The sequence below is a fragment of the Serratia sp. LS-1 genome, assembly GCF_003719595.1.
In the GTDB taxonomy this organism is placed as follows: Bacteria; Pseudomonadota; Gammaproteobacteria; order Enterobacterales; family Enterobacteriaceae; genus Serratia; species Serratia ureilytica.
The window spans coordinates 1,543,264-1,556,549 of the sequence record NZ_CP033504.1 but is presented as its reverse complement, the minus strand read 5'-3'; the positions used below and the strand labels follow the sequence as shown (position 1 = coordinate 1,556,549).

Here is a 13,286-nt window from a genome sequence, read left to right as displayed (position 1 = left end):
CGCCGTTTACAATTAAGCGGACAAGGGGCATGCAATCGCAGGCGAATATGATTAGCATGATAATACTCTCCTGAATAAATACCGCTGAGACCTGCATGCGTCCTTGTTCCGACGGCCTCCCCGTCCCGCAACGCTATGGGGCGATCCTCGCCATCGCCCTCGGCATTACCGTATCCGTGCTCGACGGCGCGATAGCCAACGTGGCGCTGCCCACCATCGCGCGCGATCTCAACGCCAGTCCGGCCAGTTCCATCTGGGTGGTTAACGCCTATCAACTGGCGATCACCGTCTCTTTGCTGTCGCTGGCGTCGCTCGGCGATCTGGTCGGCTATCGCCGCATCTATCAAGCTGGATTGCTGGTGTTCAGCATCACCTCACTGTTCTGCGCCCTGTCCGACTCGCTGCTCACCCTGACCATCGCCCGCGTGCTGCAGGGCTTTGGCGCCGCCGCCATCATGAGCGTCAACACCGCGCTGATCCGCATCATCTACCCGCAGCGTTTTCTCGGCCGCGGCATGGGCATCAACTCGCTGATCGTCGCCTGCTCCTCGGCGGCCGGGCCGACGGTGGCGGCCGCTATCCTGTCGGTCGCGTCCTGGCAATGGCTGTTCGCCATCAACCTGCCGATCGGCATCGTCGCGCTGCTGCTGGGGATGAAATTCCTGCCGGCCAACGGCCAAAAAAGCGATAACCGCCGTTTCGATCCCACCAGCGCCGTGCTGAACGCGCTGACCTTCGGCCTGCTGATCACCGCCATCAGCGGCTTCGCCCAGGGCCAGAGCCTGACGCTGATCTTCAGCGAGATCGCCGCGCTGCTGGCGATTGGCGCGCTGTTCGTGCGCCGCCAGCTGCGCCAGGAATTTCCGTTGCTGCCGGTCGATCTGCTGCGCATTCCGATCTTCGCCCTGTCGATGGGCACCTCAATCTGCTCGTTTGCCGCGCAAATGCTGGCGATGGTGTCGCTGCCGTTCTTCTTGCAAAGCGCATTGGGCCGCGACGAGGTGGCGACCGGGCTGCTGCTGACGCCGTGGCCGCTGGCGATCGTGGTGATGGCCCCGATCGCCGGCCGGTTGGTGGAACGCGTGCATGCCGGCCTGCTGGGCTGCATCGGGCTGGCGGTGTTCGCGCTCGGGCTGTTCTCGCTGGCGCTGCTGCCCGCGGCGCCGTCGAATATGGACATCATCTGGCGCATGGTGCTGTGCGGCGCCGGTTTCGGCCTGTTTCAGTCGCCCAACAACCACACCATCATCTCCGCCGCACCGCGCAACCGCAGCGGCGGCGCCAGCGGCATGCTGGGCACTGCCCGTCTGCTGGGACAAACCTCGGGAGCCGCCCTGGTGGCGCTGATGTTCAACCTGTTCCCAGCCTCCGGCACCCACGCTTCACTGATCCTGGCTGGGGTGTTCGCCACCCTGGCGGCGGCCGTCAGCAGCCTGCGCATCACTCAACCGACGACGCAAACGGCGCAGCCCAGCCGCGAGGTGAAATAGCGCACATAAAAGAGCCGAGCCCTCATCGATTGTAAAACCGACGGGGCCAGCACTGGCGGCCGGGCCGCGTCGGGTGCGGTGCCGGGAGCATGGCAGGCCAGGCGTCAGTCGCCGCACCTCAACGGGCTGCGGCCTTGTCGTAAACAGGCTAAATAGGCGTCGTCATCCGGATACCAGCCAACAAGGCGTTGGCCGTCGTTATCCATCCCCTCGAAGGCCTTGAGCAGGCCGGGGGCGAACATGCGCTTTATCAGATCTTCGGACTGCGCGCTGTCGATGCGGCAGTCGCAGCGCGTTTCTCCGTCAACCTGAACGAAGTTCTGCAACGAAGCGAGACATCGCGCGTCGAGATCGCCATGAACATGGATAAACTCCCCCGTTTCTACCAGGGTGAGCGCGGTCAGGTCTCCCCCCACCACGAACGCGCCGTCGTTTCCTGAGCTGCAATAGGCATGGCGTATGCGGACATCGTCACGCACGACCAGCCCGCCCCAGCAAATCAGCGTATCCGCCTGCAGCCGCCCCAGCACGACAATGCCGCCGTCCTCTCGCTGCGGTGACACCGCCAGGCATCCCTCCACGATCACATCGCCGTCCACGATCAGGTAATCGTAATCGTGGCCGTCGTGCTCGTCGGGGAAAAACGCCGGCTGGCGCAGATCGCCTGAATGCCAGCGAATAACCGGTGGCTCATCATCGTCATCATGCCGGTTCAACAATTCCGCAACCGCATCGGCGACACCGCCAGCCAATGCGGCCAGGCGCGCCGACACCTCATCACCGTTGAGTAAGGGAAGGTGGTTGATTTTCATAGGGCCTCAGGGACAAATGTCATTGTGCCAAAGCATATAACATGCGCTTCCAAAGCCAAACAGGCGGTCGTGACCGGGCCCGATGCGGCTTGCCCTCTCACCGGGTGATCTGGCACCGCGCCAGCCCAGGCTGAGAGGCCGAAAGACGCGGTTTGCAGGTGGGATTCAGGGACTTCGGGCGCTGCTGCACGGCATTTACGCCCGCAAACTTTGGTGAAGCGCTCACCCCATTCATTGCCGAATTTCATTGTTGAATCCGTCGCCGCCGCTGAAAAAGCGGTTCAGGCATGCCATAAAAAAACCCCGGCAAGCCGGGGTTTTTCATTTCATTCAGCCGATTACTTCAGGTACTGACCGGTGCGCAGCGCTTCGATGCGCTTGTCGAGCGGCGGGTGCGACATGAACAGCTCGCTGAACGACTTGGATTTGCCGTTGATGCAGAACGCCATCATGCTACCCGCTTCCTGCGGTTCATAGCTGGTTTTCAGACGCTGCAAGGCGGCGATCATCTTCTCGCGGCCCACCAGTTTGGCGGAACCGGCGTCGGCATAGAATTCGCGGTGACGCGAGAACCACATGGTGATGATGCTCGCCAGGATGCCGAACACCAGTTCCAGCACCATCGACACGGCGAAGTAAATCATCGGGTTGCCGTTGCCTTCCCCTTCACCGTCGCGGTTGCCCAGGAAGCCGGCGGCAACCTGTGCGATCAGGCGCGAAATGAAGATGACGAAGGTGTTCACGATCCCTTGGATCAGGGTCATGGTCACCATATCGCCGTTGGCGACGTGGCTGATTTCGTGCGCAATAACCGCTTCCGCTTCGTCGCGGCTCATGCTCTGCAGCAGGCCGGTGCTGACGGCGACCAGCGAAGCGTCGCGCCGTGCGCCGGTGGCGAAGGCGTTGATGTCCGGCGCGTGGTAGATAGCGACCTGCGGCATGGCGATGCCCGCCTGCTGCGATTGACGGCGCACCGTTTCCAGCAGCCAGTTTTCGGTTTCGTTACGCGGCTGTTCAATCACTTCCCCGCCCACGGAGCGCAGCGCCATCCATTTGGACATCAGCAACGACACGAAAGCGCCGCCGAAGCCGAACAGACCGGCCATGATCATCAGGCCCTGAACGCTACTGGATTGGATTCCTGTCAGGCTGAGCACCAGCCCGAAAACCAACATCACCGCCAGGTTGGTGAGCAGGAACAGAGCTATACGCATCATAAAATGTTTACTTCCTCATAAATGTTAACAAAACACTGTCCAGATACCCTGGATCGTATGGGCATTCGTCACAGTTTCAAGAGTTGCGCGCCATTAACCTACTAAAAATACGAAACTTTACAAAAACGACGCGCGACCGGGATTTGGCAAATTGTAAACGATTGTTGCGCAAGGCGGAGGGATTTTGCAGAAAAATTTCTTTGCCCGCACGCCATGACAACGAGAACCGTTATCCTCACGCTTTATAGGCCAATATCCGCTCAGCGCGTTTCATCATACCCCGCCTGATTCAGCGGCGATGAAAGTTTGAATCTCGCGATTAATTGTTACATTATAACATCACAATTAATCGTAAAGGGATGTCAATCATGTTATCGCGTATCGTCTGGATGCTGGCGACGTGGCTGCTTTTCTGCCAGGTCGCGCACGCTGAAATTCACCTCACCGACGTTGAAGGACGCCAGGTTACCCTGGCCGCCCCCGCACAGCGCGCCTATATCGGCTTTTACTACGAAGATTTTCTGGCGGTGAACGGCCCGGAGAGTTATCAACAGGTCGTCGCCTTCTCCAAAAGCGACTGGGCGTTGCGCGCCAGCCAATGGACGCGCTATCAGGCGGCGCTGCCACGGCTCGCTCAACTGGTCGATGTCGGTTCGCTCTATAACCAGAGCTTCGATTTTGAACGCCTGCTGACCACGCGGCCAGACCTGCTGATCCTGGCGAAGTGGCAGCTCGACGGCTTCGCCAACTACCTGCCGGTGCTGCAACAGCTCAACATTCCTTACATCGTCGTCGACTTCAATCAGGGCGTTGAAGTCAAGCTCGCCAGCATCCGGTTAATGGGCCAGGCGATGGGCCACGCCGAGCGAGCGGAACGGCTGGCCGACGAATATCGCCAAAGTCTCGAGGATACCCGGCGGCGCATCCGCCAGGCGCAGCTGCCGCCGCCGGTCACCTACATTGAGCTGGGGGACAAGGGCCCCGGCGAGTACGGCAGCAGCTATGGCGCATCGATCTGGGGGCCGCTGCTGCAGCTGGCCGGCGCCGACAATATCGCCGCCGGCGTCGTCGGCAGCCCTTCCCCCTTGCGCGCCGACTATGTCCTGACCCAACGGCCCGAGGTGATTTTTCTCGCCGGTGGCGACTGGGAAAACATGCCGAACGCCGTGCCGATGGGTTACGGCACGCAGGCAGCCCCCCTACAGACGCGCCTGACGCAATACGCCCGGCGGGCGGGATGGCCGCAACTGCCGGCGGTAAAAAATCAGCGTCTTTATGCGCTTTACCATGGCGGCGCGCGCACGATTTACGATTTTATCTTTGTCCAGTATCTGGCGAAAGCGCTCTATCCCGCCGCGTTTGCCGATGTTGATCCCGCGCGCAATCTGGCGCAGTTCTACCATCAATATTTGCCGATAGAGGCGGACGGCGTCTTCTTGCAACGCTGGCAAGGAGAATAACCGTGGCCCACACAGGACGTGCGTTTTTGCGACGGCGCAGGCTGCGCCGCGGGCTATTGACGCTGGCGCTGCTCGGCGCGCTGCTGGCGGCGACCGCCATCGATCTCACCGTCGGCGCCGCGCAACTTGGCCTCACGGATATCGTGCGGATGCTTTGGCCCGGCTCTGCACCTGGCAACGCACTGCATCAGGCGGTTTTCTGGTCGATTCGCTTGCCGATGACGCTCACCGCCTTGGTGGTCGGCGCCAGCCTGGCGCTGGCGGGCCTGCTGATGCAGACCGTGCTGGCCAATCCCCTCGCCAGCCCCTATACGCTGGGGATCTCTGCCGCGGCGGGGTTCGGCGCGGCGCTGGCGATCCTCACCGGCTTCAGCCTGGGCGGCGCGTTGGCGCTGGGCACGCCGTTGCTGGCTTCGCTGATGGCGCTGTTGGCTTGCGTGCCTATCTATCTGCTGGGACAACGCCGCGGCATGACGCCGCAAATATTAGTGTTGAGCGGCATCGTGGTGCTGTTTTTCTTTCAGTCGCTGCAATCGCTGCTGCTGTTTCTGGCCTCGCCGGAAGCCATGCAGCAAATTGTCTTTTGGCTGTTCGGCAGCCTGCTCAAAGCCAATATGCACGGCGTGGCGATCACCGGCGTCGTGTTGCTGTGCGCGCTGTTCGTCAGTCTGCGGCTCGCCTGGCGGCTGACGGCGCTGTCCGCCGGCGAAGAGCAGGCCCAGGGGCTGGGCATCAATGTCAGCGCCTTGCGCAAGCTGGCCTTTCTGCTGGCGACCTTGCTGACGGCCGCCTCGGTCTCGTTTGTCGGCACCATCGGGTTCGTCGGGCTGATCGCCCCGCATTTCGCCCGCTTTCTAGTGGGTGAGGATCAGCGCTACCTGATCTGCATTTCCGCCCTCTGCGGCAGCCTGCTGCTGCTGTGCGCCTCGATCGTCGCCAAGCTGGTGATGCCGAACGGCGTGGTGCCCATCGGCATCGTTATCGCCCTGATCGGCGTGCCGGTGCTGTTTTACTTCGTCACTCGACAGGTTAAACGCCCATGACTCAACTGACCCTCACCCGCGTCGGCGTCTCGCTGCATCGCCGCTCGCTATTGGCAGACGTTTCATTGAGCTGGCCGGAGGCGCAGCTCGGCGGCATCATCGGCCCCAACGGCGCCGGCAAATCGACGCTGCTGAAAGCGATTAACCGCATGGTGCCGTGCAGCGGCGAGATCGCTTACCGCGAGCGCCCTCTCGATCCGAAAACCAGCCGTATCGCCTATGTGCCGCAGCTTAATCGCTGCGATTCGGCATTGACCGCTTTTGACATGGTGCTGCTGGGCAAGGTACGCCAGTTGAGCTGGCGCGTCAGCGCCGCCCAGGCCGATGCGGTCGAGCAGGCGCTTACGGAATGCGGCATTTCCGCGCTCGCCGATCGCCCCTTCAACCGTCTCAGCGGCGGCCAGCGACAGTTGGTGATGCTGGCTCAGGCCTTCGTCTCTCAGCCGCAGATCATTTTGCTCGACGAACCCACCAGCGCGCTGGATATCCACCACCAGCTGCGCGTGCTCAATCAGATCGCCGACTACGGCCGGCGCCACCGCTGCATCACGCTGCTGGTGATCCACGATCTGGGATTGGCGCTGCGCTATTGCCACTCACTCACGCTGCTCGCGCACGGACGCGTCGTTTGCCACGGCGATACCCATCAGATGATGGGACATCCGATGGTGTCTCGCGTATTTGGCGTCGGCATCGAAAACGGCGTCAGCCCGCAGGGCTACCCCTATCTGCTGCCGACACAGCTGTTACACGCACACGGAGAATCCCCATGTACACTCTGACCAAGGCGGACATGCTGGCGCAACTCGCCGGCTTGCAACAGGAAATTCACCAGCTTCACCGCTCCGCCCGGCAAGACAGGCGCCATTTTTCCCTGCTGGAACGTCGTTTCAGCCGCCTGCAGGCCTTTAACGACGAACCGCAGCTGCAGGCCTATCGTCAAAAGCTGGAAAACGACCGTTTGATAACGGCGCAGATCACCCAACTGCGGGCGACGGCCAACGCCGCGTTGTGCGACTACGAGAAGCATCGCGTCTCGGCGCTGTGCCGGGAACCGGCGCAAACCAACGCCTACCTGAACAGTTTCGACCGCGCGCTGCAGCTGGAGATCGCGGCCGCCGACATTAAACCCGGCGAACGGGTGCTGCTGGTGGGCAGCGGCGCATTGCCCACCACGGCGCTGGCGCTGGTCGCCAGGCTCTCCGCCACCGTCATTTGCTACGATTGCGATCCGGCGGCCCAGCGTTTTGCCCGCCGGCTTACGCGCCACCTGGGGCTGGTGCAGCAGATGCCCTGCATCGACAAGCTGAACGGCCTGACGCGCAACGATATCGATCACATCATCATCGCCTCCCTGGTGGCGGACAAGCAGGGTTTGCTGAAGGCGCTGCGGCCTTTGCTGCCCCAGTGCGGCAAATTGCTGGTGCGCTATGGCAATGGCCTCAAGTCGATCTTCAACTGCCCTTACCACCACCAGGCCGCCGGCTCGCCCTGGCGCGTCAGCGGTAAACCGCTCAGCACCCCGCTGTACGATCTCTTGATTTTGGAGCCTCACCGCCATGAATAATGCCTTTCCCACCCTGATCCTCGGCGCCGGCCCGGCGGCGATCCAACTGGCGGCGGACATCAAGGCCGCGGGCAATGCGCGCATCGGCCTGTACAACCGCCCCAGCGAAAAAGGGCGCCGCCTGAAGCAACATCTGGCGCACACGCCCAGCCTGTGGCTGACAGGCGCCGGTAAGGCGCAGCGCACCCAAGACGATGCGCAGGTGACGATTGATCGCTATTGCGATGATCTGGCGCTCGTCGGCGGCGACTGGCGCAGACTGATCCTTGCCGTCCCCGCCGATCAATACCATGACGTGCTGCAACAGGTGCCATGGGCGGCGTTGCCCCAACTGCGCTCACTGATCCTGCTCTCTCCCTCCATCGGCTCCGGCTTGATGGTGCAAAGCCTGCTGCAGGAGGCCGGGCAATCCCACGTCGAGGTCATCAGCCTGTCGAGCTACTACGCCGACACCAAATACCAGAACGCCGAACAGCCTTACCGCGCCTACACCAAGGCGTTCAAGCAGCGGATTTATCTGGCCGGCGCAGGCGCAAGGTCAGACTGCGCCGAACTCGACTGGCTTTGCTCGCTGCTGGCGCGTCACGGCATTGACGCCCAACGCTGCGACAGCCTGCTCGCCGCCGAGCGCTTCAGCATCACCAATTATGTTCATCCTCCGCTGGCGCTGGCCGAAACCACGCTGCAGGCGATATTCCAGCCGCAGGCGCCGATCCAGTACCTGTATAAAACCCACCCTGAGGGCCCCATCTGTCCCGAGGCGATCGCCGACATGCTGGCGCTCTCGCAGGATTACCAGCAGTTGCTCAACCGGCTCGGCATCGAGGCCATTAACCTGCTGCGCTTTTTGAATGACGACAACTACCCGGTTCCGCCCCGTATGGTGAGCCGCCGCTGGATTGACCAATTCCCGCAGCTCGCGCCGACGGAGCAATGCTATGCGCTGTTTACGCGTTATACCGCGCTGCTGGTCGACCCCTATTCCGAGCCGGACGCGCAGGGCCGCTACTATGATTTTTCCGCCGTCAGGGTCGCCCGCGTCTTCCAGGATGCCCAGGGGCGCTGGCGCCTGCCGCGCGTGCCGCAAGAGGACGTGCGCAAACTGCGCGTCCTGGTCTTGCTGGCGCAGCGGCTTGACGTCGAGATGCCCGCCGCCCAGCGTCTGTTGGCCCGCTTTCAGCAGGCGCTGCAGCACTTCGTCACCCGGATCGGCGCCGAGCATTGCCATCGCTCGTTGCTGGACGATACCTGCGACGAGCAGGCGGACATCATTTACCGACAATGGCGGAGGCAAGCATGAATCAGGGTGCGCTACTGGCCATTTTTGCCTCATTGATTTTCAGCGTCATGAACGCGCTGGTTAAAACTATCTCCGATGCTATTCCCACCGGTGAAATCGTGTTCTTTCGCAGCAGCATCGGCTGTGTGCTGGTTCTGCTGCTGATGTACCGCCACCGCATCGCCTTCAGCCGCGTAGACCGGCCGCTGCTGGTGTTGCGCGGCACCATGGGCGGGCTGTATCTCATTTGTTATTTTTACAGCATCGCCCATCTGACGCTGGCCGACGCCAGCATGCTGGCCTATCTGTCGCCGTTTTTCTCCATTTTGCTCTCCTTGCTGGTGCTGCGTGAACGGGTCAGCGCCTGCACCGCGTTTTGGCTGGCGATGGTCATCATCGGCGCCGTGCTGCTGGTGCGGCCGTGGCACTTCTCGGCCTATACCCTGGCGTCGCTGGTCGGCGTGATGAGCGCGGTGTTCGCCTCGATCGCCTATCTGTCGGTCAACAAACTCAGCAAGCGCCACCACAACTACGAGATCGTGTTCTACTTCCTGTTCATCGCAACGCTGATCTCGCTGCCGCTGATGTGGAACGCGTTCGTTTGGCCCAACGCCTATCAGTTCGCCATTCTGCTCGCCATCGCTCTGGTGTCGCTGTTGGGGCAGGTCGTCTTAACCCAGGCCTTCTCTTCCGATAACCTGATCGTGGTCTCGGTGGTGCGCTATATCGGCATCGTGTTCAACATCGCCTGGGGTTGGCTGTTCTGGCATGAGATCCCGCTGCTGCTGTCGCTGTTCGGCTGTCTGCTGGTGGTGGTTTCCTGCATTCAGCTCGGGCTGCGTCACCGTAAGAAACCGGCTTAAGCCGGGCTTGCCGCAACCAAAAAAAAACGCACCCGAGGGTGCGTTTTTCACAGGCAAAGCCGTGGCCTTATTTGGCCGGCGTCGGCTGCTGAGCAGGCTGATCCTTTTCCAGATGAGCCAGGTCCAGCGCGATATGCACGGTTTCATCCAGGTACGGATCCGGCTCCTGGTAATCCTTCGGCAGATCGTCGAGCGATTTCAGCGGCTTCTTGCCCGCACGTTCCAGACGCTCGTTGATGCGTTTCAGACGGGTCGCGTCGTCATCGTGATTCTCTTTCTCGCGTACCGCCAGATTGAGGGACACGATGTTGCGTTTATCCTTCAGCGCCTTGTAATGCGCGATATCCTGCGCGATGTACTGGAACTCCGGATTTTGCGCGATGCGCTGCTGGTGATCTTTCAGCAGCTCCGGCTCGAACGGCGCCATATCGCCGGTCTTGCTGTAGGTCGCCGCATTGATGCTGTCCCACGGCATGGCGTTGTCTTCAAACGCTTCGCCGGTTTCCGCCGGATCGACGCCGGTCGGCATCAGAATGTCCGGCGTCACGCCCTTGCGCTGGGTGCTGCCGCCATTGACGCGGTAGAACTTCTGAATGGTGTACTGCACGGAACCGAGCGCCGGCCACTCAGGGCGCAGCATCTGATCGTAGATACGGTTCAGCGAACGGTACTGCTGCACGGTGCCTTTACCGAAGGTTGGCTCGCCGACAATCAGCGCGCGGCCGTAATCCTGCATCGCCGCCGCGAAAATTTCGGAGGCGGAGGCGCTGAAGCGATCGACCAGCACCACCAGCGGGCCTTTATAGTAAGTCACGCCGTCGGTGTCGGCGTCTTCGCGCACTTTACCGTTGTTGTCGCGCACCTGCACCACCGGGCCGCTCGGAATGAACAGGCCGGACAGCGACACCGCTTCGGTCAGCGCGCCGCCGCCGTTGGTGCGCAGATCGATGATCACGCTCTTGACGTTCTGCTTGGCCATCTTCTGCAGCTGCACTTTCACGTCATCGGTCAGACCGACATAGAAGCCGGGGATGTCGAACACCGCCACCTTCTCTTTGCCGACGGTCTTGATGGTCATTTTCACCGCGCGGTCTTCCAGACGGATGCGCTCGCGGGTCAAGGTGACCACGCGGGTTTTGGTGCCCTTGCCGGCCGGCAGGATCTCAAGGCGCACCTTGCTGCCCTTCGGCCCTTTGATCAACGACACCACGTCGTCCAGGCGCCAGCCGATCACGTCCACCATCGGTTTGCCGGCCTGGCCGACGCCGACGATGCGATCGCCCACGGTGATCGCTTTGCTCTTCGCCGCCGGACCACCCGGCACCATCGAGTTGATCAGGGTGTAGTCGTCATCCATCTGCAGCACCGCGCCGATGCCTTCCAGCGACAGGCTCATCTCGGTGTTGAACTGCTCGGTGTTGCGCGGAGACAGATAGTTGGTGTGCGGGTCGATTTCATGCGCAAAGGCATTCATCGCCAGCTGGAAGACGTCTTCGCTGTTGCTTTGCGTCAGGCGCTTGATGGCGAACTGATAGCGCTTGGTCAGCGTGTCGCGGATTTCTTTGTCGGTCTTGCCGGTCAGCTTGAGGTTCAGCTCGTCATACGTGACTTTCGCATCCCACAGGCTATCCAGCTCGGCCTTGTCTTTCGGCCACGGCGCTTTGCTGCGGTCGAGATCGATAGTGCCGTTGCCGGTGAAGTTCATCGGCTTGTCCAGCAACGACAACGCATAGGTGTAACGCTCAAAGCGGCGTTTCTGCGCCAGATTGAACAGCGCGTAGAAGGTGTCCAGCTTGCCGGTTTTCAGCTCTTCGCCAACCTGATTGCGTTTGCCGGCGAACTGCGCCACGTCGGAGGCCAGCAACACGTTATGGTTGTAGTCCAGCATGTTCAGGTAGCGATCGAAGATCTTGCCTGAAAATTCCGCATCGAGGGCGAACTGGCGGTAATGAGAGCGAGTGAAGCGCGAGGTGACGCGCTCACTCACCGTAGCGTGCTGGGGTTCCTGTTGCAGTTGGGGCAGTTGGCCGATGCGGATGTTGGCTGTTTCCGCGCCGTAACTGACACCCGCCCACAGCAGCCCTGCAATCGCTGTTAATCTGACGAATTTGTTCATGCCTGGGTTGGCCTCCGTATCAGAACTGCAAGTGTTCTGCGCGCACAATCATCGCCAGACCGGAAGAGAGCTGCACACGTACGCCATCTTTAGCGATTTCGAGTACGGTAGCATCCATCGCGCTCTTGCCTGCTCTGACTTTGATTTCCTGGCCAATTTGCAGTTTAGAGATATCCGTGACTGGCGCATAACGCGGCTGGCTTTCCTCTTTGGCTGCACGAGGTTGGCGAGCGGGCTGTGGGCGAGTTTGTGGGCGCGGCTTGCGGTTTTCCGGCGCGGCTCCGCCTTCGCGACGCGCAGCGGGCTTTTTACCGGCTGGGCGCGGACGGCGCGGAGCGGCATCGGCGGATTCGCCGGCGGCTTCACGTTTTTTGGCGTTTTGTTCGGCACGCTGTGCCTGAACGCGCGCTTTGGCTTCTTCAAGCTGCTGGCGAGCATGATCGACATGCTGCTGCTCCAGTTCACCGCACGGATTGCCGTCCAGATCGACGCGCTGCGCGCCAACCTTGACGCCGTACAGGTAACGCCAGCTTGAGGTGTATAGGCGCAGGGCAGAACGCAATTGCGTTTTGCTGAGATTCTCTTCCCCCTGCACGCGCTCTACCAAATCCTGAAAAATACCGATTTTCAGCGGACGAGCTTCGCCTTCGGCGCTAAAGCAGAGCGGAAAACGCTCGGCAAGAAAAGCAATGACTTCTTTACTAGAGTTCAACTTAGGTTGATTTTCCATGAAATTTCCTGATTACAACGGTATTGCCAACAAGCCACAGGCATGAACAGGCGTCATTATAATGACGCCATCGGTAATTGCCACGTTAACCGTCGATCAACTTGCCGCCACAGTCACATATTTCGCACTGTCACACTGTTCCAGTTGCTCACAAAGCCCCGCCACCACTGCTTTCAGGCCCACTTCGTCCTGTTCGTCGAAGCGTTGATAAACCGTGCTATCGATATCCAAAACGCCGATCGCTCGGCCGCCAACCGCCAGCGGCAGCACGATTTCCGCGTTACTGGCCGCATCGCAGGCGATATGGCCCGGAAACGCATGCACGTCGCCGACGCGCTGCACGCGATTTTCCGCCACCGCCGTGCCGCACACGCCCTTGCCCACCGGAATGCGCACGCAGGCGATCTTGCCCTGGAACGGCCCCAGCACCAGTTGGTCGCCATCCATCAGATAGAAACCGACCCAGTTCACGTCATCCAGACGCTCGTTGAGCAACGCGCTGGCGTTGGACAGCGCCGCGATAAAGTTGGTTTCCCCGCCGAGCAACGCGCTCAGGTCACGTTTTAATTCCGCGTAGAATTGTTCTTTTGTCATGTGTTAACCATTGAAACAGTGAAGATGGCCAGAAGCCCAAAGCTTAGGCCCTATAAAATAAGCATTAAATGCGTATAGCCACAAGGTTAATCATCTGTTGCTTCACAAAACCCCG

12 protein-coding genes are annotated in these 13,286 nt (G+C 60.9%); 7 read left to right on the top strand and 5 right to left on the bottom strand.

Annotation, left to right across the window (positions count from 1 at the left end):
• The first annotated feature begins 95 nt into the window (after window positions 1–95).
• The gene (locus EDY99_RS07635; RefSeq protein ID WP_033642854.1) at window positions 96–1,490 is read left to right on the top strand and encodes an MFS transporter; all 1,395 of its coding nucleotides are present in this window, start codon (window positions 96–98) and stop codon (window positions 1,488–1,490) included.
• A gap of 104 nt (window positions 1,491–1,594) precedes the next feature.
• Here the strand turns inward: EDY99_RS07635 and EDY99_RS07630 are convergent, their stop codons facing one another.
• A complete protein-coding gene (locus EDY99_RS07630) occupies window positions 1,595–2,302 on the bottom strand; it encodes a hypothetical protein (RefSeq protein WP_047576061.1) in 708 nt (235 codons plus the stop codon).
• A 338-nt stretch (window positions 2,303–2,640) separates the two neighbouring features.
• Window positions 2,641–3,519 carry a protease HtpX gene (gene htpX / locus EDY99_RS07625; protein WP_033652481.1) on the bottom strand — a complete coding sequence of 293 codons (879 nt, stop codon included), beginning with the start codon at window positions 3,517–3,519 and terminating at the stop codon, window positions 2,641–2,643.
• 368 nt (window positions 3,520–3,887) lie between these two features.
• Between htpX and EDY99_RS07620 the strand changes: the two genes are divergently transcribed.
• The 6 genes from EDY99_RS07620 to EDY99_RS07595 are packed head-to-tail and all read left to right on the top strand — an operon-like array spanning window position 3,888 to window position 9,731.
• A complete protein-coding gene (locus tag EDY99_RS07620) occupies window positions 3,888–4,979 on the top strand; it encodes an ABC transporter substrate-binding protein (RefSeq protein ID WP_046686943.1) in 1,092 nt (363 codons plus the stop codon).
• A gap of 2 nt (window positions 4,980–4,981) precedes the next feature.
• Window positions 4,982–6,022 carry an iron ABC transporter permease gene (locus EDY99_RS07615; RefSeq protein WP_052133798.1) on the top strand — a complete coding sequence of 347 codons (1,041 nt, stop codon included), beginning with the start codon at window positions 4,982–4,984 and terminating at the stop codon, window positions 6,020–6,022.
• Window positions 6,019–6,804 carry an ABC transporter ATP-binding protein gene (locus EDY99_RS07610; protein ID WP_004931489.1) on the top strand — a complete coding sequence of 262 codons (786 nt, stop codon included), beginning with the start codon at window positions 6,019–6,021 and terminating at the stop codon, window positions 6,802–6,804. Before EDY99_RS07615 ends, EDY99_RS07610 begins: the two co-directional genes overlap by 4 nt.
• Window positions 6,792–7,589, top strand: a complete 798-nt coding sequence (locus tag EDY99_RS07605; protein ID WP_060660799.1) for a nicotianamine synthase family protein — start codon at window positions 6,792–6,794, stop codon at window positions 7,587–7,589. The genes EDY99_RS07610 and EDY99_RS07605 overlap by 13 nt, the downstream gene beginning before the upstream one ends.
• Complete coding sequence (locus EDY99_RS07600) at window positions 7,582–8,889, top strand: opine metallophore biosynthesis dehydrogenase (protein WP_123061643.1); 1,308 nt, start codon at window positions 7,582–7,584, stop codon at window positions 8,887–8,889. The genes EDY99_RS07605 and EDY99_RS07600 overlap by 8 nt, the downstream gene beginning before the upstream one ends.
• Window positions 8,886–9,731: a DMT family transporter gene (locus tag EDY99_RS07595; protein WP_033642846.1), complete on the top strand. Its 846-nt coding sequence runs from the start codon at window positions 8,886–8,888 to the stop codon at window positions 9,729–9,731. The genes EDY99_RS07600 and EDY99_RS07595 overlap by 4 nt, the downstream gene beginning before the upstream one ends.
• 67 nt (window positions 9,732–9,798) lie before the next feature.
• Here the strand turns inward: EDY99_RS07595 and prc are convergent, their stop codons facing one another.
• The 3 genes from prc to EDY99_RS07580 form a co-directional block, all read right to left on the bottom strand.
• Complete coding sequence (gene prc / locus EDY99_RS07590; RefSeq protein WP_033642845.1) at window positions 9,799–11,847, bottom strand: carboxy terminal-processing peptidase; 2,049 nt, start codon at window positions 11,845–11,847, stop codon at window positions 9,799–9,801.
• A gap of 19 nt (window positions 11,848–11,866) precedes the next feature.
• Window positions 11,867–12,577, bottom strand: a complete 711-nt coding sequence (gene proQ, locus EDY99_RS07585) for an RNA chaperone ProQ (protein ID WP_004931497.1) — start codon at window positions 12,575–12,577, stop codon at window positions 11,867–11,869.
• A gap of 96 nt (window positions 12,578–12,673) precedes the next feature.
• Entirely contained in the window at window positions 12,674–13,171 is a 498-nt protein-coding gene (locus EDY99_RS07580; protein WP_033642843.1) for a GAF domain-containing protein, read from the bottom strand.
• Window positions 13,172–13,286: the final 115 nt, after the last annotated feature.